The 23,773-nt window shown below is 49.6% G+C and carries 22 protein-coding genes; 21 read left to right on the top strand and 1 reads right to left on the bottom strand.

The window, feature by feature from the left end; all coding sequences use genetic code 11:
* Positions 1 to 22: 22 nt before the first annotated feature.
* From MHH48_RS22875 to MHH48_RS22845, 7 genes are all read left to right on the top strand, one after another.
* Positions 23 to 178 (top strand): hypothetical protein, encoded by a 156-nt coding sequence (locus MHH48_RS22875; protein ID WP_083659783.1) that lies wholly within the window; start codon positions 23 to 25, stop codon positions 176 to 178.
* Between the two features lie 111 nt (positions 179 to 289).
* Positions 290 to 1,504, top strand: coding sequence for an aspartate kinase (gene dapG, locus MHH48_RS22870; RefSeq protein WP_076324949.1), 1,215 nt, complete (start codon positions 290 to 292; stop codon positions 1,502 to 1,504).
* Between the two features lie 103 nt (positions 1,505 to 1,607).
* Positions 1,608 to 2,489 (top strand): 4-hydroxy-tetrahydrodipicolinate synthase, encoded by an 882-nt coding sequence (gene dapA, locus MHH48_RS22865; RefSeq protein WP_076324948.1) that lies wholly within the window; start codon positions 1,608 to 1,610, stop codon positions 2,487 to 2,489.
* 224 nt (positions 2,490 to 2,713) lie between these two features.
* Complete coding sequence (locus MHH48_RS22860) at positions 2,714 to 4,393, top strand: ribonuclease J (RefSeq protein WP_076324947.1); 1,680 nt, start codon at positions 2,714 to 2,716, stop codon at positions 4,391 to 4,393.
* A gap of 267 nt (positions 4,394 to 4,660) precedes the next feature.
* Complete coding sequence (locus MHH48_RS22855) at positions 4,661 to 5,434, top strand: ATP-dependent Clp protease proteolytic subunit (RefSeq protein ID WP_076324946.1); 774 nt, start codon at positions 4,661 to 4,663, stop codon at positions 5,432 to 5,434.
* Entirely contained in the window at positions 5,431 to 5,673 is a 243-nt protein-coding gene (locus tag MHH48_RS22850; RefSeq protein WP_076324945.1) for a YlzJ-like family protein, read from the top strand. Before MHH48_RS22855 ends, MHH48_RS22850 begins: the two co-directional genes overlap by 4 nt.
* A gap of 40 nt (positions 5,674 to 5,713) precedes the next feature.
* The gene (locus MHH48_RS22845; RefSeq protein ID WP_179090700.1) at positions 5,714 to 8,380 is read left to right on the top strand and encodes a DNA translocase FtsK; all 2,667 of its coding nucleotides are present in this window, start codon (positions 5,714 to 5,716) and stop codon (positions 8,378 to 8,380) included.
* A gap of 77 nt (positions 8,381 to 8,457) precedes the next feature.
* On the opposite strand, the gene MHH48_RS22840 is transcribed toward MHH48_RS22845, so the two are convergent.
* Complete coding sequence (locus MHH48_RS22840) at positions 8,458 to 9,318, bottom strand: AraC family transcriptional regulator (protein WP_076324943.1); 861 nt, start codon at positions 9,316 to 9,318, stop codon at positions 8,458 to 8,460.
* Positions 9,319 to 9,512: 194 nt separating this feature from the next.
* Here MHH48_RS22840 and uxaC point away from each other — a divergent pair, with 194 nt between their 5' ends.
* From uxaC to pgsA, 14 genes are all read left to right on the top strand, one after another.
* Positions 9,513 to 10,937, top strand: a complete 1,425-nt coding sequence (gene uxaC, locus MHH48_RS22835) for a glucuronate isomerase (protein ID WP_076324942.1) — start codon at positions 9,513 to 9,515, stop codon at positions 10,935 to 10,937.
* A gap of 8 nt (positions 10,938 to 10,945) precedes the next feature.
* The gene (locus MHH48_RS22830; protein WP_076324941.1) at positions 10,946 to 12,457 is read left to right on the top strand and encodes a tagaturonate reductase; all 1,512 of its coding nucleotides are present in this window, start codon (positions 10,946 to 10,948) and stop codon (positions 12,455 to 12,457) included.
* A complete protein-coding gene (locus MHH48_RS22825) occupies positions 12,454 to 13,968 on the top strand; it encodes an altronate dehydratase family protein (protein WP_076324940.1) in 1,515 nt (504 codons plus the stop codon). The genes MHH48_RS22830 and MHH48_RS22825 overlap by 4 nt, the downstream gene beginning before the upstream one ends.
* Positions 13,969 to 14,013: 45 nt before the next feature.
* Positions 14,014 to 15,126, top strand: a complete 1,113-nt coding sequence (locus MHH48_RS22820; RefSeq protein ID WP_076324939.1) for a glycoside hydrolase family 88 protein — start codon at positions 14,014 to 14,016, stop codon at positions 15,124 to 15,126.
* A gap of 192 nt (positions 15,127 to 15,318) precedes the next feature.
* The gene (gene sleB, locus MHH48_RS22815) at positions 15,319 to 16,131 is read left to right on the top strand and encodes a spore cortex-lytic enzyme (protein ID WP_076324938.1); all 813 of its coding nucleotides are present in this window, start codon (positions 15,319 to 15,321) and stop codon (positions 16,129 to 16,131) included.
* A 125-nt stretch (positions 16,132 to 16,256) separates the two neighbouring features.
* Positions 16,257 to 17,537, top strand: coding sequence for a pitrilysin family protein (locus tag MHH48_RS22810; RefSeq protein WP_076324937.1), 1,281 nt, complete (start codon positions 16,257 to 16,259; stop codon positions 17,535 to 17,537).
* A 3-nt stretch (positions 17,538 to 17,540) separates the two neighbouring features.
* The gene (locus tag MHH48_RS22805) at positions 17,541 to 18,821 is read left to right on the top strand and encodes a pitrilysin family protein (RefSeq protein ID WP_076324936.1); all 1,281 of its coding nucleotides are present in this window, start codon (positions 17,541 to 17,543) and stop codon (positions 18,819 to 18,821) included.
* Positions 18,821 to 19,591: a 3-oxoacyl-ACP reductase FabG gene (gene fabG, locus MHH48_RS22800; RefSeq protein WP_076324935.1), complete on the top strand. Its 771-nt coding sequence runs from the start codon at positions 18,821 to 18,823 to the stop codon at positions 19,589 to 19,591. The genes MHH48_RS22805 and fabG overlap by 1 nt, the downstream gene beginning before the upstream one ends.
* Before the next feature lie 109 nt (positions 19,592 to 19,700).
* Positions 19,701 to 19,955: a DUF3243 domain-containing protein gene (locus MHH48_RS22795; protein WP_076324934.1), complete on the top strand. Its 255-nt coding sequence runs from the start codon at positions 19,701 to 19,703 to the stop codon at positions 19,953 to 19,955.
* A gap of 204 nt (positions 19,956 to 20,159) precedes the next feature.
* Positions 20,160 to 20,927, top strand: a complete 768-nt coding sequence (locus MHH48_RS22790; protein WP_076324933.1) for a DUF3388 domain-containing protein — start codon at positions 20,160 to 20,162, stop codon at positions 20,925 to 20,927.
* Positions 20,928 to 20,974: 47 nt separating this feature from the next.
* Positions 20,975 to 21,967 carry a helix-turn-helix domain-containing protein gene (locus MHH48_RS22785; protein WP_076324932.1) on the top strand — a complete coding sequence of 331 codons (993 nt, stop codon included), beginning with the start codon at positions 20,975 to 20,977 and terminating at the stop codon, positions 21,965 to 21,967.
* A gap of 77 nt (positions 21,968 to 22,044) precedes the next feature.
* A complete protein-coding gene (locus tag MHH48_RS22780; protein ID WP_144023504.1) occupies positions 22,045 to 22,218 on the top strand; it encodes a DUF4175 domain-containing protein in 174 nt (57 codons plus the stop codon).
* Positions 22,219 to 22,366: 148 nt separating this feature from the next.
* On the top strand, positions 22,367 to 22,858 hold the full coding sequence (locus tag MHH48_RS22775) for a YajQ family cyclic di-GMP-binding protein (protein ID WP_076324931.1): 492 nt from the start codon (positions 22,367 to 22,369) through the stop codon (positions 22,856 to 22,858).
* Positions 22,859 to 23,116: 258 nt separating this feature from the next.
* Entirely contained in the window at positions 23,117 to 23,704 is a 588-nt protein-coding gene (gene pgsA / locus MHH48_RS22770) for a CDP-diacylglycerol--glycerol-3-phosphate 3-phosphatidyltransferase (RefSeq protein WP_076324930.1), read from the top strand.
* Positions 23,705 to 23,773: the final 69 nt, after the last annotated feature.

Raw genomic sequence — 23,773 nt, 5'->3', positions numbered from 1 at the left:
TCATGAAGGGGAATTTAGCCATATGACCGAGCATTATTATAATGTGGCCGTTGTTGGAGCAACTGGCGCAGTCGGGCAAAAGATCCTCAAGCTGTTGGAGGGACATCAGTGCGGACTTAACATGTGGATCGTTTCAGATCATTTTCTGAAGGGTGCAGCATGTGGAATGCCGTGCTAATCGCAGAAATCATCGTCAACAAACGGAACGGCCTGGCTTAGTAGCCGGCCGTTTCAATCGGTCGGCCCGAAATTTACGTCTCCTGGGCATATATAAACGGAGGAATATTTTATGCGCATCTTAGTTCAAAAATTCGGCGGAACCTCGTTGTCTACACCGCAAGCAAGAACCCATGTTATTGGGCACATCCAGCGCGAACTGGCTAATCACTACCAATTGGTCGTGGTCGTATCGGCTATGGGACGCCGCGGGGAGCCTTACGCTACAGATACTCTTCTGGATTGGATCGGTCAGAGCGGAAACGCGCTTCCAGACAGAGAGCGGGATATGCTGCTCTGCTGCGGTGAGATTATCTCAGCCACAACGCTATGCAGTCTGCTTCAGCATGAAGGGATAACCGCGACGGTGCTGACGGGTGCCCAAGCCGGATTTCTTACAGACGATCACTTCGGAAATGCACGCATTAAGGACGTAAAACCTGAACGGGTTTTGAAAGAGTTGGAGTCTCACCAAGTTGTTATCGTCACTGGTTTCCAGGGGCAGACCGATTCGGGTGACTTCACGACGCTGGGCAGGGGCGGAAGCGATACCTCGGCCACCGCGCTTGGAGCCGCGCTTCGCGCCGAAATGGTTGATATCTACACGGATGTCAACGGCATTCTTACGGCAGATCCCCGCATCGTCGAGGATGCGAAGCCACTCAGCTATGTAAGTTATACAGAGATTTGCAATATGGCTCATCAAGGTGCCAAGGTCATTCATCCTAGAGCAGTTGAGATTGCCATGCAATCCCAAATTCCGGTCAGAGTGCGGTCAACCTTCTCGGATAATGAGGGAACACTGGTTACCCAGCCGGAGGGCTTCAGAGATATACAATCCGGAATTGTGGACCGCTTTGTGACGGGAGTTGCTTATGTAAGCAATATTACGCAAATCTCAGTGGAATGCGATCGCACGGAAGGTCTTCAACTGAAGGTTTTCAAATCGATGGCGGAGCATTCCATTAGCGTGGACTTTATTAATGTTACCCCTACGGGAGTCCTTTATACAGTGTTTGACAGCGACTCGGAGAAGGCGATTGAAGTGCTGCAGAGCCTGGATTTGAAACCAAAAAGCTTGTCCGGCTGTGCAAAGGTATCCGTTATTGGCGGCGGCATCAACGGGGTTCCTGGCATCATGGCCAAAATCGTAGAATCCTTGAGCGAGCACGATATTCCGATTCTGCAATCGGCAGATTCGAACACTACGATCTGGGTGCTTGTGAAGAAGGAAGACATGGCTCAAGCGCTGCGCGCATTGCATCACAAATTTGAACTTCACCGATAATACCTTAGAGTCTGTTCGTTAATCGTTTGATAGGAAATACTATATATAAGATTACTTACGAAGGAAGCTTGCCTGTTCGGGAGAGCTTTAAGGAGGAATCATTGTGGATTTCGGAAGATTGATTACGGCTATGGTAACCCCATTTGATCAGAATAACGAGATCAATTGGGACGAGACTGCGAGATTGATTGAGTACCTGATTGTCGAACAGAAGTCGGACTCTCTGGTCATTGCAGGAACGACGGGCGAATCCCCAACGCTTAGCGAAGACGAGAAGCTTGAATTGTTTAAGTTCGCAGTGAAGCAGGCAGGTGGACGAAGCAAGATTATCGCAGGTACCGGCAGCAACGATACGGCACATTCTGCAGAATTGACGAAAAAAGCGGAAAGCTGCGGCGTCGATGGCATTTTGCTTGTCGCTCCGTACTACAATAAGCCGAACCAGGAAGGGCTCTACCAGCATTTTAAGGCGATCGCTGAGGCAACTTCCTTACCTATCATGCTGTACAATGTGCCGGGACGGACGGGCATCAGCCTAAGCGCGGCTACCACCCTGCGTCTGGCTCAATTACCGAACATCGTTGCGACGAAGGAATGTGCTTCGATTGATCAGGTCACCGCCATTGCGGCAGGTGCTCCGGACGGCTTCATCGTTTATTCCGGCGACGATTCCTCAGCCCTGCCTGCTCTGGCCGTAGGTGCTTACGGAATCGTAAGCGTGGCCAGCCATATCGCTGGTGCCCGCATGAAGGATATGATCCACGCCTATGTGGAAGGAAACGTGAAGGAAGCCGCCAAGCTGCATCAATCCTTGTTCACGTTGTTCAAGGGCCTGTTTGAATGTCCTGACCCGCTTCCAAACCCGGCGGCGGTTAAATTCGCTCTGCATGAGCGGGGCTATCAGGTCGGCGGCGTTCGTCTGCCGCTCGTTTCTCCAAGTGAGAACGAGGCTGCATTTATCCGTAATATGCTGTCATCCTTGTAAGCTGCGCACCTACCAAACCTAAGCCATTGCCTTCAATGAAGGCAGTGGCTTTCTTCGTTTTAAACCCTTCTGTTTCTGGGTATCCTATGGCTCACGAAGGTGGTTGACTTGTGTTTTCACTTTTTCATCATGTATAATGAATTCAAGTGACTGGGTGCGGTATTTTTTTGAAATTTAATATAACAATGGTACGACGTCCAAAACTATAGGAGGGTTAGATACATTTGTCTAAGAAAATAAGCAACGATAAACTATCGATTTTTGCCTTGGGCGGCGTCGGTGAGATCGGGAAGAACATGTATGTCATTCAATATGCCAATGACATCGTTGTCGTGGATGCGGGATTGAAGTTCCCAGAAGAAGATATGCTTGGGATTGATATTGTTATTCCTGATATTAGCTATTTAACGGAGAATCGCGACAAAGTGAGAGCGATTTTGCTGACTCACGGTCACGAGGACCATATCGGCGGCCTCCCTTACGTATTGAAACACTTGAATGTTCCTGTGTACGGAACGAAATTGACGCTCGGATTAGTGGAAAACAAGCTCAGAGAAGCGAATTTGCTGGGTGAGACGAAACGGATTCTGATCCATGCGGATTCGGAAGTACAACTCGGAAACACACTGAAAGCGACCTTCTTCAAGACCAATCACAGTATCCCGGATTCCGTAGGGATCTGTATCGAAACACCGGAAGGCAATGTTGTGCATACGGGTGACTTTAAGTTCGACCATACTCCGGTAAACGACCAATATGCGGATCTGCAGCGTATGGCTGAGATCGGAAGCAAGGGAGTATTGGCTCTTCTGTCAGATAGTACGAACGCAGAGAGACCAGGTTTCACGCCTTCCGAGAAAAACGTGGGCATCGTGCTGGAAGATATTTTCCGCAAAGCCGAGCAGCGGGTAGTTGTTGCAACGTTTGCATCGAATGTGCACCGGATTCAGCAGGTTGTTAATGCAGCCGAATCCACGGGACGCAAAATAACGGTTATCGGAAGAAGCATGGTCAATGTGGTGTCCATTGCCGCTGAGCTTGGATATTTGCACATTCCGGACGGCATGCTGATCGAACCTGAAGAGGTTAACAAAATGGCAGCTGACCGGGTTGTCGTATTGTGTACAGGCAGTCAGGGAGAGCCGATGTCAGCGCTCACACGCATGGCACGTTCCACTCACCGCAAGGTGGACATTCTGCCAGGGGATACGGTTATCATTGCAGCAACTCCGGTTCCAGGTAATGAAAAATATGTGGGACGTACGATTGATGAGTTGTTCCGCCTTGGAGCAGACGTGATTTATAGTGGATCCAATTCGGGTGTCCACGTATCGGGTCATGGCAGCCAGGAAGAACTCAAGTTGATGCTGAATCTGATGAAACCGCAATTTTTCATCCCTGTCCATGGAGAATATCGGATGCAGCGCCGTCACGCTCTGCTTGCAGAGTCCGTTGGTGTTGATCCGGACAACATTTTTATTACCGATATCGGTGAAATTGTGGAAATCCAAGGTGGCTCGGCCCGCAAAGCCGGCAAAGTAACCGCGGGAAATGTTCTGATTGACGGACTTGGCGTTGGTGACGTAGGAAACATCGTATTGCGCGACCGCAAGCTTCTGTCCCAGGACGGAATTCTGGTCGTTGTCGTTACCTTGAGCAAGCAAAACGGTTCCATCGTATCCGGTCCTGATATTATTTCGCGTGGATTCGTATACGTACGGGAATCCGAAGGGCTTCTGGATGAAGCGAACCGTATCGTTTCCAGCACGCTTCAGAAGCTGATGAGTGAAAACGTGAATGAGTGGGCGTCACTGAAAACCAGCGTAAAAGACGCTTTGGGACGCTTCTTGTATGAACAAACACGTCGCAGACCGATGATCTTGCCGATCATTATGGAAGTCTGATACAAGATAATAAAATAATCAGGCACACAGTCGCCCCTTTTTCGCAGGTAATAATTGGACGGTTCCCGCGAAAGAGGGGCTTTTTATAGGTTGATCCTTAAACTTCTCCCGAATGATTTCGGCAGGAGTTTTTTTGGTTGCTGCTATTCCGCTGCCAAGCTGAATGTACCCATATAAGCATAAAATGATCCCGTCATTTGCCATACTAAGGGTTAGCTATGTGTTGATTGCAGCAGCTAGACATTAAGATAAAGGCAGGGATGCGCGATGGAGAAAGATCAATGGACTACCGGCAACAGAAGAGCAGGATGGACTGGCGAGACGGAAGCGCCTCCGGTCGTCCCCACCGAGGAAGGCAAAAAAGCGGCCGTAACGGAAACGATACAGCAGCTGGGACAGACGGGACTGCCGAGCGGCGGGGAATCCAACGTTTTTTGCATGACCATCATTGGACAAATCGAGGGACATATCGTGCTTCCACCGCAAAATAAAACCACAAAATATGAGCATATGATTCCACAGCTTGTGGCAGCTGAGCAAAATCCGCGGATCGAAGGACTCTTGATCATACTCAATACCGTTGGCGGCGACGTTGAAGCCGGACTTGCCATTGCCGAGATGATTGCATCGCTCAGCAAACCGACCGTAACGGTAGTCATTGGAGGGGGGCACAGTATCGGCGTCCCTATCGCTGTAGCAGCAGATCACTCGATCATCGCGGAGAGCGCGACGATGACCATTCACCCGATACGCATGAGCGGGTTAGTCATTGGCGTGCCGCAAACCTTTGAATACATGGAAAAAATGCAGGAACGTGTCGTACGTTTTGTAACGAGTCATTCGAGGATAACAGAGGAACTGTTTAAGGATCTGATGTTCAAAACCGGTGAATTGAACAGGGATATCGGTACCGCGGTTTCAGGTACAGACGCCGTCAAATATGGCCTTATGAACGAGGTGGGGGGCATTGGGCAGGCATTAAGCCGTTTGAATAGCATGATTGAAGAACGTAAAACGATACCTGGAGGGATTACGCAATGATATGGTATAGCGTCATGCCATTGGATCCGATCGGGATGCTGCAAGGGGAACAGGCAGCCGTCACGTCCAGGGAAGTTCGGGTTGAAGGAATACTAATGGAAGTTGAACCTATGGCAGAGGATCAGGCGAAAATTGTCCGTTTACTCGATTGCGGGCTTCAAGATTATTTGAATCCACGCTACGCTCCGGGGGCAATGATTCGCTATATTCCGACGGTTGAAAATGAGGCTAAAGGCTGAAAACAGAACATAGGTACGCCACCGAATATTATGCTATAATATGGATTCGGGGGTGACACTTTTGGCAAAGCGGAAAAGAAAGAAGAAGGCAGCCTTTGCAGCCGTATTGAAGTATGAAATTTATGGGATTGTATTGATGACACTTTCGGTCATCGCATTATCCGGAGAAGCACCGGTGGGGCGTTCCCTGTCCAAGATGTCGGGATATCTGCTGGGCAAGTATTATTTTATCATCCCCCTAATCGGCATCTATTACGGGTTAATGGTGATGATTCACCGGAAATGGCCCAAACGGTGGAACAGCAGACGCACCGGTGTCCTTCTCTTGGTATTATCGCTCACTTTAATGAGCAGCATTGCAGGTTTGGAGTCGAAGCTGGCCCCGATTGGACAATTGAATGCGTCAAATGCGATGAGCCAGATACATAGTGATTTGCAAGGCGAGCTCCTTCATGCCGGGGCAGATGATGGACATCATCCCGTCATGGGTAGAGACATCAGCGGCGGTTACATTGGAGCGTTGCAGTTTGCCTTTCTGTTAATGCTGTTTGGCAGCATAGGGGCAAAGTTGATTGTGATTGTCATGCTAGTGATCAGCTTCATGCTGATTACCAATCTGTCCTATGTGGATTTAATGCGGATGTTCCGCGTGAGGGTTGTAAAGGCTGGAGAACGGATTCAGAAAAAAGTGAACAGCCAGCAGACCAAATCTAGAGCTGCGGCGAAATCAAGCGCGAAGGAACAACGCATCAAGCTGCCGGAAGATCTGGATGAAGATGATGATCTGGATGATATGGAGAGCATGAGACTGCCGCGCCGCAAAGCGCCGCAATTCTTCCAGTTGTTCGGTTCCAAAGGCAACAAACGGAACGAAGCAGTGGAAGAGGCTGGGGATGCTGCGGATGAGGCGGCTCCGGTATTTACCGTTGGCAACGGGCATGGTGCTAAGGAGAAAGGGGAGGTCGTCCTGTTCAACAGTCCGGTTCAACCGGAGGAGGGAGCGGATGTTATCACTCCTGCAGCAGAATCCGTGCCTTCCTCGCCGATTATTCGTGATTTCTTCGAGCAAGTGAAACAAGAAGGACGTCTGGATGACGAGTACGACGATCACGAAGCGGTGATACCTTCGGCACAAGGGGACCCTTCGGGGAACACGGCAGCAAGTCCTGAGCCCATGGGTGGCCTTGAAGCGTCGAATGGCGAGTTGAATGAAGCTGCTACTGCAGGTAATGAGGGGCAGGAGGGAACGGCACCGGCAGCACCTCCGGCTCCGCCGCCCAAGCCGTACAAGCTGCCTCCATTCCGGCTGCTATCCAAACCGAATAACGGGGGTAAGGGTGGAGACCAGAATGATTATATGCAGACAGCGCGCAAGCTGGAGGCGACGCTGGAAAGTTTCGGCGTTCGGGCCAAGGTGCTGGAGGTGGTCCGGGGGCCGTCGGTAACCCGCTATGAAATTCAGCCGGACATCGGGGTTAAGGTCAGCCGGATCGTCAATCTGACCGATGATATTGCACTCGCACTTGCGGCCAAGGATATTCGGATGGAAGCGCCGATTCCTGGCAAATCAGCCATCGGGATCGAAGTGCCGAACAACGAAGTATCACTGGTTACGATGAGAGAGGTTATGGAGACGCCGACGTTCCAGGAAGCGGAATCGAAGCTGTCAATTGCATTTGGCCGTGATATTTCAGGTCAGACGATTGTCGGTAATTTGGCACGCATGCCCCATCTCCTTGTTGCAGGTGCAACGGGTTCGGGTAAATCCGTATGTATCAACGGCATCATTACCAGCATTCTGTATAAAGCGAAGCCGGATGAGGTTAAGTTCCTGATGGTCGATCCGAAGATGGTCGAGCTCAATGTCTACAACGGAATTCCGCATTTGATGGCACCGGTGGTAACGGATCCGAAGCGGGCATCCTTGGCACTTAAGAAAATCGTAGTAGAGATGGAGAAACGGTATGAGCTGTTCTCCAAATCCGGGACGCGAAATATTGAAGGTTACAACAATCTGATGAAGGATAATCTGCCGGCAGTATTGCCTTATATCGTCGTGATCGTGGACGAGCTGGCCGATTTGATGATGGTTGCAGCCAACGATGTGGAAGACGCGATCACGCGTCTGGCCCAAATGGCCCGTGCCGCCGGGATTCACTTGATCATCGCGACGCAGCGTCCGTCGGTCGACGTTATTACGGGGGTCATTAAAGCAAACATTCCGTCGCGTATTGCCTTTGGCGTGTCTTCGCAGGTCGATTCCCGAACGATTCTGGATATGGCGGGAGCAGAGAAGCTGCTTGGCCGCGGGGATATGCTGTTTATGCCGATGGGCTCCTCCAAGCCGATTCGGGTGCAGGGAGCCTTCATGAGTGATCATGAGGTAGAGAACATTGTGGATTTTGTCCGGGATCAAGGGCAGGCGGAATATGATGAGTCGTTAGTGCCTGAGATAGAGGAATCGTCGAATTCGGATGAAGAAGAATTGGATGAGCTGTATGAGCAGGCGGTGACCATCGTATTGGAAGCGAAGCAAGCGTCCGTATCGCTGCTGCAGCGGAGAATGCGCGTAGGCTATACCCGTGCAGCGCGTCTTATAGATTCCATGGAGGCACGCGGGATTATCGGACCTTACGAGGGAAGCAAACCGCGGGAAGTGCTGATGTCTATGGAGCAATACCAACAACAGCAGAATCGAATCAGTTAAGGGAGTCAATCCCTTAACTTCAGAAAAAGGAAGCGAACAACCAGAATTTTGGGTTGATCGCTTCCTTTTTTGTTGGTTCACGGGATGCTGTGCCTTTTGCGGTATTTGCTTGCCGTCATTTTCATAAGTTTCTTAAAGGTTCGGTCAAAATGCGTCAGGCTTTCAAAGCCGATCGATTCGGCGATGTCCACGATTTTCAGGTCCGTATCCGTCAGAAGGCGCTGTGCCTCGCGAATGCGGGTGAGGTTCAGATAGTTAATGATCGTAAAGCCCGTAATTTCTTTGAATATCCGGGACAGGTAGAACGGGCTGATGTAGAAGGTTTCAGATAATTGCTGCAGCGTGATTTTGTCTGCGTAATGGGCGTGAATAAACTTAACGACGTCCGTGATTTTCTGATGGAGCGGGTTCATGGAGATGTGAGCAGGCAGCGAGGCGGAATGGGTTAACCGAGAGGTTTTAATTAATAACTCGGTAAGCAGTACCTGCAGCATGTATTCGTACGAAGCAGAGCCTTCTCTGATCTCATCGGCCATTTTATTCAAAATTTGCATGATGATTGCTTGCTCTGGAACGGTTAAACGCAGCAGCGGCGTATCCTGATTAAACATGCTCAGCAATCCGGATGCCAGCAAGGGGTGGCCTTTCCCCAGAAAAGAATCGCTAAAATTTATGACGATACGTTCATGCTCCGGATCGCCTTGACCCGAGGTTTTATGAACGTCGAATTTATTGATGAGAATGAGGTCTCCCGCCCGAATGGTGTACAATTTTTCTTTGATAAAATAATTGCGCTCGCCTGAAACCAGATAGTAGACTTCATAGGTTCCATGATAATGGTTATTTCGTTCAAAGGGCTTTGTGCGATGAATGCGATGGTAGTAAAATTCCCCTTCTTCTTCTCCGTAGGTTACGGTATGGGTATCGCTGGATATCATAATCGCCCCCGCTTCGTTTCAATTCCTTCATGATCAGGTCTATTCCAGTTCTTCAGTTATATTGTAGCAACTTCTATTGACCAAAACAAAGCAAGATATGTTGAATAATCCTTCAATTTCGCAATAAACGTGAAGAAATCCAACTGATGATGCCGTAACATAGTAGATAATCTACAGAAATGGGCGGTGTTATGATGAGACCTTTTATGGATGAACATTTTTTGCTCAACAACGAGACTGCGCGTACCTTATACCACGATTATGCAAAAGACATGCCAATCATCGACTACCACTGTCATCTGAGTCCGAAAATGATCTATGACAATCACCGGTTTGAGAACTTGACCGAAGCGTGGATTAACGGCGATCACTATAAATGGCGGGCAATGCGAGCCGCTGGAGTGGAAGAGTCATACATCGCGGGCGGCCCGGGAGTGAGCGATTATGACCGCTTCTTGGCTTGGACGCGCACCGTTCCGATGACGATCGGCAATCCGTTATTCCATTGGTCTCATCTGGAGCTGCAAAGACTGTTTGGCATTAGGGATATCATTCATGAACAGAATGCTCCGCAGATATGGGAAGCGGCGAACAAGCGACTGCAGGAACATGATTTGACAACCCGGGGATTGATCGTTTCAAGCCGTGTGAAAGTCGTCTGTACGACAGATGATCCGACGGATAACCTGGATTATCATATCAAGTTGGCGGAGGAAGGCGATACCGGATTTCAGATGCTCCCCTCATTCCGTCCGGATAAGGGACTGGAGATTAACCGGGAGACGTTCCTGCCCTGGGTGAAATTGTTGGCGGACCGAAGCCGGATGGAGATTACGGATTATTCGGTATTTCTGAAGGCACTTGAGCAGCGGGCTAAGTTTTTCCATTCGGTTGGCGGCCGGGTATCCGATCATGCGCTGGATTATGTGCCCTATCAAGAGGTTACGGAGAAGCAAGCGGCTGACATATTCCTGAAAGCGCTTAAAGGGGAGCGGGTTTCCCGTCAGGAGGAGGAACAATTCAAAACGTATACGCTGCTTTATCTCGGCCAAATCTACGCAAAACTCGGCTGGGTCATGCAATTTCATATTAATGCCCAGCGCAACAATAACACCCGGATGTTCCGAGAATTGGGCCCGGATACCGGTTATGATTCGATTCACGATAGTCCAATCGCGGTACCGCTCGTGAAGTTGATGGATCGGCTTGATCAAGAGCGGGCACTTCCGAGAACGATTCTCTATTCACTTAACCCAAGCGATAACGATATTCTCGCAGCACTGATCGGCAGTTTTCAAGGCGACGGCATTCCGGGTAAAATTCAGTTCGGATCCGCGTGGTGGTTCAACGATACCAAGGACGGTATGGTCGACCAGATGAGCAAACTAGGCAATATGGGGCTGTTAAGCCGATTTGTCGGCATGCTGACCGACTCCAGAAGTTTCTTATCCTATACCCGTCATGAGTATTTCCGGCGGATTCTGTGCAATCTCTTCGGAGATTGGGTTACACGGGGAGAAGCGCCGGAAGATCTTCCATGGCTCGGGGGAATTGTACAGGATATTTGTTACAACAACGCAGAGAGTTACTTCCGATTTGGCGGGATGGAAGGGAGATAGATCAGATCATGGATGCAAAGACAGACCGTGGCCGAGCGCTGAAGTTGATAGGACGGGATTTTTTACAATTACAACAGCAGAACCACTTGGAAATGTTGAATTACCCTGTTAAGGTGCTTCAAATCGGCGAGGGCAACTTTCTTAGAGGGTTCTTCGATTGGATGATCTATGAATGCAACCGGCAGGGGTTATTTCAAGGGAGCGTTGCCGTCAGTCAGCCAAGACCAGGGGGACGACGCAAGCTGGAGCAGCTTCGAGAGCAGGAAGGGATTTACGGTTTGCTGACCCGAGGTATCCAGGATGGACGGAAGATAGAAGAAGAACGGTGGATCCCGGTGTTCTCAAAGATCATAGATCCTTATGCGGAATGGGAGAATTTCTTAAGGATCGCCGAGCTGGATTCCCTGGAGATCGTAGTCTCCAATACAACGGAAGCTGGTCTCGATTATCAGCTCAGTGACTGGAATCCGTCGGAACCACCGATGTCATTCCCCGCAAAGCTGACTATGCTTTTATATCGGCGTTATGAGTGTTATGAAGGCTCGCCGGACAAGGGCCTGTTGATCCTCCCATGCGAGCTGCTGGAACGAAACGGGGACATCTTGCGCTCGGTTGTGCTGCGGCATGCAGAGGATTGGGGCCTTTCGCCGGCTTTTCAGAGCTGGGTCGAGGAGTGCAACCTGTTTCTGAACTCACTTGTGGACCGGATCGTAACCGGTTATCCGGAAGAGGCTGAGCGCTATTTTGACCAATGGGGTTATGAAGACCGATTGTTGAACACGGCGGAGCCCTATTATTTCTGGGCTATTGAGGGCGACCCGTCATTGGAGTCCAGGCTGCCCCTGCAGTCAGCGGGTCTCCAGGCAAGATGGGTACCCGATCTGACCCCGTATCAAGTGAGAAAGGTAAGAATATTGAATGGAACGCATACGCTGATGGCTTCCATCGGTTTGCTTCATGGTTTCACTGAAGTGAAAGAGATCGCAGAAAGCACGGAATGGGGAAAAGACATTCGCGACGCAATGCTGCAAGAGATCGTCCCCTTGGTGCCTCTCCCGTTGGAAGAGGTTACGGCATATGCCATATCTGTATGGGAGCGATTCCGCAATCCCTTTCTTCGGCACAAGCTCCAGGATATTGCCATGAACAGCATCTCCAAGTTCAAGGTGAGGCTTTTGCCAAGCTTAAAAGAATATGTCAGTTCGCACAACACGCTCCCAAGCCTCATGACTCGGGGATTAGCCTCCTTAATCCGTCTGTATCATGCCAAATCGGTCGAGGGGCAGTGGTACGGAACGTGTCTTGACGGTAAACAGATGCTGTTAAGAGATGATCCGGACAGCCTGATGACATTTTATCAAGCGTGGCAAAAGGTAGAAGAGGGGGAATGGAGTATACGTCAGCTTGTGGCATCCATTCTTGGCAATCAGGCTTTATGGGGCGAGGATTTGAACCGGATATCCCATCTTCATGAAGTTGTAAGCGGCTATATCGAAGAAATGGAGCTGATCGAGACATGAGCGACATCGTCATACTTCACAACAAGGATGATGTAGGCATCGCGCTTCGTCCTTTGTCAGCAGGAGAACATGCCATCGGGCTTCTGAACGGGAAGGAGCATGCGATCGAGGTAACCGAGAACGTGCCCAAAGGTCACAAGGTGGCTCTTCGATTGATAGAGCCGGGCAGCCATGTTTTAAAATTCGGTTATTCGATCGGACTGGCGAAGGAAGTCATTTTGCCGGGACGATGGATCCATACTCACAATTTGAAAACCGGACTATCCGGTGAAGTGGAGTACCAGTATAATCCTAGTGCAAAAGCAGTGCCTCAAGATTCACCAACTGTTATGGAATCCTCGATGTTCCAAGGGTATATCAGATCAAGCGGTGAGGTTGGGATCCGCAACGAAATTTGGATCATCAACACCGTCGGCTGCATTAACAAAACCTGCGAGCTGTTAGCGCGTATGGCTGGCCAGCAGTTTCAAGGGAGAGGCATTGATGGAGTTTATCACTTCCCGCATCCCTACGGCTGCTCGCAGCTTGGAGATGATCTAAGCCATACCCAGCGTCTGCTCTCGTCCCTGGCCCAGCATGGCAATGCGGCAGGCGTGCTTATTATCGGGCTCGGCTGCGAGAATAATCAGATCGATCAAATGCAGGCCATGATTGGCGAGCAGGACGGGAAACGGATCAAGTATATGCGTGCTCAGGATATGGAGGATGAATTGGAGGAGGGCATGTCCCTCATATCCGAGCTTGTGGAATATGCCGAGACTTTCAAACGAACGGAAGTTCCTCTCTCCAAACTGAAGGTCGGACTGAAATGCGGGGGTTCGGACGGTCTGTCGGGCATTACAGCCAATCCGCTGGCGGGCCGCATTGCAGATACCATCACCGCTCACGGTGGCACAGCTCTGCTGACGGAGGTGCCGGAGATGTTCGGAGCCGAAACGATCCTGATGGATCGGGCAGCCGACGAACAGGTGTTTAAGGATATTACGGTGCTGATTAACAATTTTAAGCAATATTTCGTATCGCACGGACAGGAAATCTATGAAAATCCTTCTCCAGGGAATAAAGAGGGTGGCATCACAACCCTGGAGGAGAAATCACTGGGGTGCACTCAAAAAGGGGGAAATGCCACGGTGTCCGATGTACTCCGTTACGGCGTGAGATCAACGAAGCCGGGGTTAAACCTGATCGAAGCGCCAGGCAATGATCTCGTATCGGTTACGGCCTTGGCTGCAGCGGGCGCCCATCTCGTCCTGTTCACAACGGGTAGGGGGACGCCGTTTGGCGGCCCGGTCCCCACCGTCAAAATCGCGACCAATTCCGAACTGGCCGCTCGCAAAAAGCATTGGATTGATTTTAATGCAGGTGCTTTGCTGGAAGGCAAAAGCATGGAGGATCTCCATGAGGAACTCATGAATCGTATGGTCCAATTAGCCTCGGGTGTTGAACAGACGAGAAATGAACGCAATGGCTTCCGGGAAATATCCATTTTTAAGGATGGCGTCATTTTATAGCGTGAGTTGTTGGAACGATGGTTAGAAAAAAGAGGAGGAGCACATATGTCCAATCCTATTCAGCAGCAAGGACCGTTAACCTTATCACCCCTACAACTTGGCACCAAGGCTTGTCAATCGATCATGGGAACGTATTCGCCGGAGCAGCTGCCGCCTGCAGGGCGGTGGCATTACCACCAGGGCGTATTTCTGGTTGGCATGTCTCAATTGTGGAAATTTAGCGGTGAGTCAAAGTTTCTGGATTACGTAAAGGGTTATGTCGATCATCTGGTGGACTCCAACGGGAATCTGCTGCTGGAGCGGGGGGAGCTGGATTCCGTTCAAGCGGGCCAACTCCTGATGGAGCTGGATGCTGTATGTCCCGAACATCGGTACAGGGCTGCCGCTGATAAACTGCTCCGTCTGTTATCTACGCTGAATCGGACCACGGATGGAGGATACTGGCATAAGGATCGCTATCCTTACCAGATGTGGCTGGACGGCTTGTATATGGGTGGCGTGTTCACGATGAAATATGCGCAGCAGTATAACGAGCCGCATTTATTTGACGAGGTGCTGTTCCAGGAGAGGTTGATGCGTTCCCATACCAAGGATCAGGCAACCGGGTTATTTTATCATGCTTGGGACGAGAGCAGAACGATGCCTTGGGCAGATCCGGTTAGCGGACAATCCCCGGAATTTTGGGGACGCGCGTTAGGCTGGTATGCGCTGTCGATCGTGGAATTCCTTGATTTACTGCCTGAGGATCATCCGGCGAGGGAAGAACTGGCTGTCGTGCTCCGCGAATTAAGTGAGGCGCTGGTGCGTTATCAGGATCCGCTGACCGGGCTGTGGTATCAGGTTATAGATAAGGGGGGCCGGGAGGACAATTGGCTGGAAACCTCATGCTCCAGTCTCTTCATATATACCTTAGCCAAAGGAATCCGTCTCGGTTACCTGGATTCTTCCCTGATCTCGCACGCAAGACACGGATATACTGGCCTGGCCCAATCCGTATATATGAATGATCAGGGGCATCTGGTTATGCCTAAAATCTGCATCGGGACAGGTGTCGGCGATTATAAGCACTATGTGGAAAGGCATCAATGCGAGAATGATCTTCATGGGGTCGGAGCGTTGGTCATGGCGTGTGTAGAACTTGGCAGAACATCTGAATAAATCGGTGCAGGATCGTTAACTCTACTCCGAACGACAAGGAGCTGTTCCTTAGAGGAACAGCTCTCTTTGTGTTTCAATGATGTGCCGTCTTCGTTCGCTCCTCTCGCCGAACAGGTGCATAGGAAACTGGCAGGCTTGTCATAATAACGGTAGCGAGGCTTGTTAAACCACAAGAGAAAGGTAGAGCGCAGCATGAAAAACTCAAGAATCTGGATTCTGATCAGCATTGCGATCCTGTTATCTGCCGTTGTCTTAGCTCAGGGAGGCCTTAAAGCAGATCATTCAAATCTTCAGGAAGCTTTGCCAACCTTTAGCCAGCAGACCATCAAATTTGGTTCTACCGGCGAAGATGTGTATGAGCTGCAAGGCCGTCTGAAATACCTGGGCTTTTATCATGGCAAAATCGATAGCGTATTCGGTTCCAAAACCCAAGGATCCGTTAAATGGTTCCAATCGGAGTTTGGCATGAAGGTTGACGGTATCGTAGGTCCGAAGGTCAAGCTTAAACTGTATAATGCAACCAAGGATTTCCGTCCGACCGCTCCGAAGCTTCATGAAGGTGGGGGCGGAGCAGCGGCCGGTGCGGGCGGCGGTACATCCAACAAGGAAGGCGGCAATAACAACTTAGCCTCTTCGAATACCATGGGACTTTCAGACAACGATTTAAGGATCATGGCGAATGCCGTTTATGGCGAAGCGCGCGGAGAACCGTTCGAAGGCCAGGTTGCCGTAGCGGCGGTTATTCTCAATCGAGTGAAATCTCCAAGCTTCCCTAACTCGCCGCATGGGGTTATATTTGAGCCGAGAGCCTTTACCGCTGTAGCTGACGGTCAAATATGGCTTGAGCCGAACGAGCAGGCGCGGAAAGCCGTAGAGCAGGCGCTAAATGGCTGGGATCCGACAGGGGGCTGTCTGTATTACTTTAATCCGAAAACAGCGACCTCGCCATGGATATGGACCCGCCCTCAAGTCAAAACCATCGGTCAACATATCTTCTGTATGTAAGCCGCAAACAACAGCAACCGGGGCCTGTCTTCGGTTGCTTCTTCACTTTGCAATGGGTTAGAATGAAAGTTATCTATGAAGTAAATTATGGCAACGACAATCCATGATGTAAGGGGATATGGACCTTGACGAAAACGGAATTTGAACACGGTATGGCCGGAGGAATACGAATTCACGTGTTGCCGACCAACCGATTCAAGACATTTGCGATATCGCTTTACGCCGGAAGTCCATTAGCAGAAGAAACCGTGACCTCGACCGCGCTTACACCTTTTGTGCTGCGCAGAGGAACCGTTTCATACCCGGAAACAAGAGCATTCCGAGAGCAGTTGGAGCAGTTATATGGCGCCGGATTTGGATTTGACGTGTATAAGCGTGGCGATTATCAGATCGTGCACTTTCGCATGGATACGATCAATGACTCTTTTGTTAAGAGTCCGGAGAGCCTGCTGCGCTCTTCATTTGCTTTTTTGGGTGAAGCTTTCACCCAGCCTGTGCTAGAGAATGGCACATTCCGCAAATCTTATGTACAGACCGAGCGTGACACGGTCCGCAAGAAGCTGGAGTCCATCGTCAATGATAAGATTCGTTACGCCGCGGAACGCTGCATTGAGGTCATGTGCAAGAACGAACCGTATCGATTGCATCCGTTAGGAGAACGGAAGGATCTTGACGGTATCACGCCGGAAGGCTTGTATGAGTCCTATCAGAATTGGCTTAATGAATCTGTTCTTGATCTGTATGTAGTTGGCGATACGAGTTTGGATGAGGTGAAGAAGCTCGTAGAGGAGCATTTTAAACTGAACCGAACCGGAAGTAAGGATTATGTCCCTTCCACCACACGAACGGTCGCGAGCGAGACGCAGACGGTTGTGGAGAAGCTGGACATTAATCAAGGCAAGCTCAACATGGGCCTGAGAAGCACGATTACTTACGGCGATGATGAGTATGCCGCTGCGCTCATGTATAACGGGATTTTGGGAAGTTACCCGCATTCAAAGCTATTCGTTAACGTGAGGGAGAAGGAAAGTCTGGCGTATTACGCGTCGTCCCGATATGACGGTCATAAAGGGATTGCTACCATTCAGTCCGGCATCGAAGTTCAAAATTTCGAGAAGGCCGTCCAAATTATTCGCCAGCAGCTTGATGACATGGCTAAGGGTGCCATTACGGATATCGAAATGACCCAAACGAAAGCGATGATTCGCAACGTAATTAAGGAAATGCAGGATTCGGCCTTTGAGATGATTGCCTATGACTTCAATCGGACGCTCTCAGGCCGGGAACGTACGCCGGATGAGCTGCTGCAGCAGGTGGAAGGCATTACAGTGGATGATGTGAAGCAGGCGGCTGCGGCATTTTCGCTGGATACGATCTATTTCCTGAAAGGTCAAAAGGAGGAATAGCCGGTGGAGAGCATTCATTATGACAACCTGCAGGAGACGCTGTACTACGAAGTGATGGATAACGGGCTGCACGTGTACGTGCTGCCTAAACCCGGCTTCCAGAAAACTTATGCGACCTTCGCAACCAAATACGGTTCGGTGGATAACCATTTCAAGGTCGAAGGCGAGTCCGAAACTCGCGTACCTGATGGCATTGCGCATTTTCTCGAGCACAAAATGTTTGAGGAGCCGGAAGGCGACATTTTTGCCAAGTTTGCCTCGAACGGTGCCTCGGCGAATGCATTTACAAGCTTTGACCAGACCGTGTATCTCTTCTCTGCCACGGAGAACATCCATGAAAATTTGGAGACACTGATCAATTTCGTGCAGAACCCTTATTTTACCGATCAGAACGTGGAGAAGGAAAAAGGGATTATCGGCCAGGAAATCAACATGTACCAGGACAATCCGGATTGGCGCGTATACTTCGGTCTGATCGAAGCGATGTATAAGGTGCATCCGGTGCATATTGATATTGCCGGTACGGTTGAATCCATCGGGACGATTACGAAGGAAGATCTGTATACGTGCTACAATGCGTTTTATCACCCGAGCAACATGCTGCTGTTCGTGGTGGGTGGCGTAGATCCTGTAGAAACGATGAACCTGATCCGTTCGAATCAAGCCGCGAAATCGTATGAGAAGCAAGGCTCCATTGAGCGTTTATTCGATCAAGAGCCGCAGGGAGTTGAAGAGAAGCGGAGAGAGAGCCGCCTGGCTGTATCACTTCCGAAATGCCTGTTCGGCTTCAAGGAGAAGCAGATCGGTTTAACGGCCGAGGAGCAGCTGCGACGCGATTTGACAACGAAGCTGATGATGGATCTCCTGTTCGGATCCAGTACGGAATTGTATCAGCAGCTATATGACGAAGATTTGATTTCCGACAGCTTCGGCCATGAGTATAACAGTTCACCCCAGTATGCGTTCTCTGCTGTTGGCGGAGATACGAAGGATCCGGATCAACTGCTGGAGCGCATCCGCACAGAGGTGGATAAGCTAAAGGCAACCGGATTTCAGGTCTCCGACTTTGAACGTGCCCGCAAAAAGAAAATGGGCGGATACTTGCGTATGCTCAATTCCCCGGAAAACATTGCTCATGAATTCACTCGCTATCAATTCCGCGGGGTGGATTTCTTCAAGGTTCTTTCGGTTTATGAATCCATTGCCATTGATGATGTAAACCGCCGCCTGCAGGAGCATGTCGATTGGGATCAATTGGCCGTATCGATCGTTGTGAGTCCGTAATGAAGCAAGACATGGGAAGAGAACTGAAACCGATCGGGGAAATGACGGTGCTGATCACCGGTGCGAGCAGAGGCATTGGTGCGGCTGTTGCCGAGCGCTTTGCCTCGGTACGCATGAATGTGGTTATTCACTACATGAATTCGCATGAAGCGGCCAATGAAGTTGCCCGTCGCTGTATGGGCTATGGAGCTAAGGTATTAACCGTATCTGCGGACCTTCGCGACAAAGAGCAGATATTGCGCATGAAAGAGAAGCTGCAGAGTCATGATATGGAGCCCGATATCCTGGTAAACAACGCCGGGGTATCCCATTATGGGCTTCTGTCTGACGTGACGGAAGAAGAGTGGGACACTTTGATGTCCATTAACCTGAGAGGGATGTTTCTGTGTTCCCAGGCGTTTATGGGGCGTATGATCTCCCAGCGGTTTGGCAGGATTATCAATGTGTCCTCAATCTGGGGTTTATCGGGTGCCTCCTGCGAGGTATTGTATTCAACAAGCAAGGGCGGCGTTAACGCCTTTACGAAGGCCCTTGCGAAGGAGCTTGCCCCATCAGGCGTGACGGTGAACGCCGTTGCACCCGGAGCGGTGGATACGTCCATGCTGGGGCATCTGGAATCGGATGAGATCCGCATGCTGGAGGATGAGATTCCGGTCGGCAGATTGGCACAGCCGGATGAGATTTCATCACTGGTGTATTTTCTGGCGCTTCCCGAGTCGGGATACATTACCGGGCAAGTGATCAGCCCGAATGGCGGCTGGGTGACCTGATCGTAAGTTCGTGGTGCAATTCACCACTCATAAGGTATTGGTTACGGGGACATATTACTATTGTTACTTTAAATCTGAATTGCCACCACGCAAAAGGAGGATTTAACTCATGTCATCCGTAATCAAAAACTTTGATTCTTGGAAGAAATTCCTGGGCGATCGTGTCGTTCAAGCCGAGAAAGCGGGTATGAGTGAAGACACCATTTCTCAGCTGGCTTATGAGATTGGTGATTTCCTTGATGAGAAGGTTGATCCGCAAAACTCATCTAACCGGGCACTGAAAGAATTGTGGGATGTAGGTAACGAGGAAGAACGCCACGTTATCGCGCGTCTGATGGTGAAACTGGCCAAGAACAACGCATAACCCTCTTGCAAAAAGCCCCCCGCCAACGGGGGCTTTTTGTCAAGAAAAAAGAATGTAATTTTCATGTCATCGTTAATACTTGCCTTTCATTTTTATTTTATATATCATTAACGTGACCCATTTTTCATTTGACCTGTTTTTGCGTGCGATTTTCGCTGAAATTTGTCGAATATTGATGGAAAAGAAGTGCAAAGAGGTGTCTTTGTGGAATCGAATCAATGGTACATGGAATACAAGATACATAAGAACCGACCTGGTTTGCTCGGTGACATTGCATCCGTGTTAGGTATGCTCGAAGTCAACATCCTGACAATTAACGGCGTTGAAGGCCAAACTCGCGGAATGCTGCTGGAAACGGATGATGAAGAAAAAATTATCCTGATGGGCAAAATGTTAAACAAAATGAAAAATATTACGGTAACAGCCTTGAGACCCCCAAAACTGGTGGATATTTTGGCTGTCCGACATGGACGATATATTGACCGGGACTCGGATGATCGTAAAACGTTTCGTTTTACGCGTGATGAGCTCGGTTTACTTGTTGATTTTTTGGGTGAATTGTTCAAAAGGGAAGGTAATCAGGTCATCGGTCTTCGCGGAATGCCTCGCGTCGGCAAAACCGAGTCCATTATCGCTGGCAGCGTCTGCGCGATGAAGCGCTGGACGTTTGTCTCCTCTACGCTGCTCCGCCAAACCATTCGCAGTCAACTCTCTGAGGACGAGATGAACTCGAACAACGTTTTCATCATTGACGGGATTGTCAGCACGATCCGATCGAATGAGCGCCACTATCAGCTCCTGCAGGATATTATGGGGATGGGGAGCACGAAGGTGATCGAGCATCCGGATATTTTTGTTCGCGAATCCGAATATTCCTATGATGATTTCGACATTATAATCGAATTGCGAAACAATCCGGAAGAGGAAATCGTTTATGATACGTTCACGGGCTCTTATAGTGACGATTTATAATATTTTTTTGACTTTGACCACGAAATTCTAAAGTAGGAGGTGATGGCATGTCCGAACTGGGACAGCAATTGAGGGAGGCGCGTCTACAAAAAGGGATGAGCCTTGATGATGTGCAGGAAATGACAAAAATACGCAAGCGATACTTGGAAGCCATCGAGGCAGGGGATTACAAAGTACTTCCCGGCAGTTTTTACGTGCGGGCATTCATCAAAACCTATGCGGAAGCGGTGGGGATTGACCCGGACGAACTGCTTGAAGGTCATAAACAGGATGTGCCTAAATCCGAACCGGAAGCGACCATGGAGCCGGTTATTCAAAAGCGTGCCACCAGACCTTCAGCCGAACGGAACATGAAATGGCTGCCTACTCTGCTGATGTGGACATTCCCGATTCTGATCGTTGTCGTCATTTATTTGGTGGCAATCAATTCGAATGAGCCTAAGGATGAACCTCAGGTAAGCAATAATGACCAGACGCAGACGGATCAAGCGCAAAAGCCGGAAGATTCTGGCAATACGGATCCCGCCACCCCAGGTGACGGAGCGCAGGGCGGCGATAACGCCACGGACGGTACAGGTAACGAAGGCACAGACGGTGAAGGAACAGACGCAACGGATGGAACAGATGGCACGGACATCGATGAACCAGGGAATACAACGCCTGGAGCAACTACGGTGACGCAGGACCGGACGGAAGGCAAGAACACCGTATTTAAGGTATCAGGCTCGTCTGTGAAGGTTGAAATTGTGGCAACAAGTGAAGGAAAGAGCTGGGTAGAAGTGTATCGTGGTTACAATACCTCCGGGGAGAAGCTGGCTTTCCAAATGCTTGAGAATGGTGCTGCGCTCAGCTTTGACCTGGATAGCCAGGGACTCTACGTGAAATCGGGGAATTCCGCTGCAACCACCATTACGGTTGGCGGCCAGCCCGTAACAGATGGGAAATCAACGTCGCGTATCTTGCTGGAGCCGGCAGATGGTTCCACAGGGACTACGGATACCAGTACTACTGACTCTACAGGCACTACGGATGTAGAATAATTGTCTCACCTCCAGGCCAAAATAACAGCATGCAGCTGCATGCTGTTATTTCGCTTCATGGAAGAGGTGTTGCTTTCGTGACGGTCAACTGGATTATATTCGGATTAGGCGTCATCGTCAGCCTCTTGGGCTATTATTTGATTCCAAGCGACTGGGGATATGGCATATTAGGCTTTGGACTGGCACATATTTTGCTTGGTATATTGAGCATGTTCCGCCGTCCGGTGCAGGATGAGAAAGCTAGCAGTTGAAGGAGCAGACTTCGTTTTCGCCGGGTGTTGGCGATAAGCGGAGTCTTTTTCGTTCCGGATCCACCCGCTGATCCTTAATGGGATTAGACTTGTCTCTATGTTTTACCTATAATAGAAGCATTATCGTTAATGAAAGGAAGGATTCACCATGGCTTCAGAAAATTCATTTGATATCGTATCCAAAATGGATATGCAGGAACTTAGTAATGCGGTTAATCAGGCGGAGCGGGAGATTGAGAACCGTTTTGACTTCAAGGGCAGCAAGAGCAGCTTGAAGCTGGACAAGGACGCACTGGTCATTGCATCCGATGACGAGTATAAACTCAACGCCGTTATTGATATTTTGCAAACCAAGATGGTGAAACGGGGCTTGTCGCTGAAAAATGTGGAGTACAGCAAGATCGAGCCGGCTTCCATGGGTACCGTTCGCCAGCGTTTGACCTTAAAGCAAGGGATCGATCAGGAAAATTCGAAAAAGATCAATATATTGATCCGTGATTCCAAGCTGAAGGTCAAGAGTCAGATTCAAGGTGACCAAATTCGGGTAACCGGAAAAAACAAGGACGATCTTCAACAGATCATGCAGCTGCTTCGCAAAGCGGATCTTTCTCTGGACCTGCAGTTCACCAATTTCAAATAAACGCCGTCACAGGCTCACGTAGGATTGGATGGACAGGTTGTTTCTTTTGACAGGGCGTGAGCGGAAATATTATACTAAAAAACGATATATAAGGATTAACGTATACATAGATCACTGGGGGATGAATATGACAGACAGCGCTTCACGCTTCAAACCCTTTAGGCTCTTGGGAAGAGCGACCCTATTGAAGTACAGATGGATAACAGTCGCGGGGTCTGCGAAAATTTCAAGACAACCCGTTGCAAGGGAGGTTGCCCCATGAATTTACCCAATCGTATCACGTTGGCCCGCATTTGCTTGATCCCTGTCATGATGATTTTTCTGCTGGTGGATTTTGATTTTTATCCGGCTCCTATTGTATGGAATGATTTTGTCCTGCCCTATAACCAATTGATTGCGGCTTTGATATTCATACTTGCTGCAAGCACGGATGGGATTGACGGGTATTTGGCCCGGAAAAACAATATGGTGACAAACCTGGGTAAACTTATGGATCCGCTCGCGGACAAACTGCTGGTGGCAGCTATCCTCATATCGCTTGTGGAGATGGGGAAATGTGAATCATGGATTGCTGTTGTCATTATCAGCAGAGAATTCGCGGTTACTGGCTTGAGACAAATTGCGCTCCTGGAAGGTTCCGTCGTTGCAGCAGGTCAATCAGGAAAAATCAAGACGGTGATTCAGATTGTGGCAATTGTCGCGCTTCTGATCAATAATTTCCCGTTTGTATTCTTGGGAATTCCGTTTGATGTCATTGCAATCTGGGCTGCCGCGATAATTACGATCTATTCGGGAATCGAATATTTTGTCCAGAACAGGCATCTTCTTAAAGGTACCGGGGCATAACGGCAATAGGAGCTATCCTATTGCTTTTTTCTTCCGCAGGGTAATAAATTTGTGACGGCGAGTGGCGAG

Source organism: Paenibacillus sp. FSL F4-0100 (genome assembly GCF_037993005.1).
Taxonomy (GTDB): domain Bacteria; phylum Bacillota; class Bacilli; order Paenibacillales; family Paenibacillaceae; genus Paenibacillus_AQ.
This window is presented reverse-complemented; position numbering and strand designations above follow the sequence as displayed.

What these genes read in the sequence shown, in the direction of transcription:
- MHH48_RS22875 (WP_083659783.1), top strand. Translation starts at nt 23, where the DNA reads ATGACCGAGCATTATTATAATGTGGCCGTTGTTGGAGCAACTGGCGCA.
- dapG (WP_076324949.1), top strand. Translation starts at nt 290, where the DNA reads ATGCGCATCTTAGTTCAAAAATTCGGCGGAACCTCGTTGTCTACACCG.
- MHH48_RS22855 (WP_076324946.1), top strand. Translation starts at nt 4,661, where the DNA reads ATGGAGAAAGATCAATGGACTACCGGCAACAGAAGAGCAGGATGGACT.
- MHH48_RS22850 (WP_076324945.1), top strand. Translation starts at nt 5,431, where the DNA reads ATGATATGGTATAGCGTCATGCCATTGGATCCGATCGGGATGCTGCAA.
- MHH48_RS22845 (WP_179090700.1), top strand. Translation starts at nt 5,714, where the DNA reads ATGGATTCGGGGGTGACACTTTTGGCAAAGCGGAAAAGAAAGAAGAAG.
- MHH48_RS22840 (WP_076324943.1), bottom strand. Translation starts at nt 9,318, where the DNA reads ATGATATCCAGCGATACCCATACCGTAACCTACGGAGAAGAAGAAGGG.
- uxaC (WP_076324942.1), top strand. Translation starts at nt 9,513, where the DNA reads ATGAGACCTTTTATGGATGAACATTTTTTGCTCAACAACGAGACTGCG.
- MHH48_RS22830 (WP_076324941.1), top strand. Translation starts at nt 10,946, where the DNA reads ATGGATGCAAAGACAGACCGTGGCCGAGCGCTGAAGTTGATAGGACGG.
- MHH48_RS22825 (WP_076324940.1), top strand. Translation starts at nt 12,454, where the DNA reads ATGAGCGACATCGTCATACTTCACAACAAGGATGATGTAGGCATCGCG.
- MHH48_RS22820 (WP_076324939.1), top strand. Translation starts at nt 14,014, where the DNA reads ATGTCCAATCCTATTCAGCAGCAAGGACCGTTAACCTTATCACCCCTA.
- sleB (WP_076324938.1), top strand. Translation starts at nt 15,319, where the DNA reads ATGAAAAACTCAAGAATCTGGATTCTGATCAGCATTGCGATCCTGTTA.
- fabG (WP_076324935.1), top strand. Translation starts at nt 18,821, where the DNA reads ATGAAGCAAGACATGGGAAGAGAACTGAAACCGATCGGGGAAATGACG.
- MHH48_RS22795 (WP_076324934.1), top strand. Translation starts at nt 19,701, where the DNA reads ATGTCATCCGTAATCAAAAACTTTGATTCTTGGAAGAAATTCCTGGGC.
- MHH48_RS22785 (WP_076324932.1), top strand. Translation starts at nt 20,975, where the DNA reads ATGTCCGAACTGGGACAGCAATTGAGGGAGGCGCGTCTACAAAAAGGG.
- MHH48_RS22775 (WP_076324931.1), top strand. Translation starts at nt 22,367, where the DNA reads ATGGCTTCAGAAAATTCATTTGATATCGTATCCAAAATGGATATGCAG.
- pgsA (WP_076324930.1), top strand. Translation starts at nt 23,117, where the DNA reads ATGAATTTACCCAATCGTATCACGTTGGCCCGCATTTGCTTGATCCCT.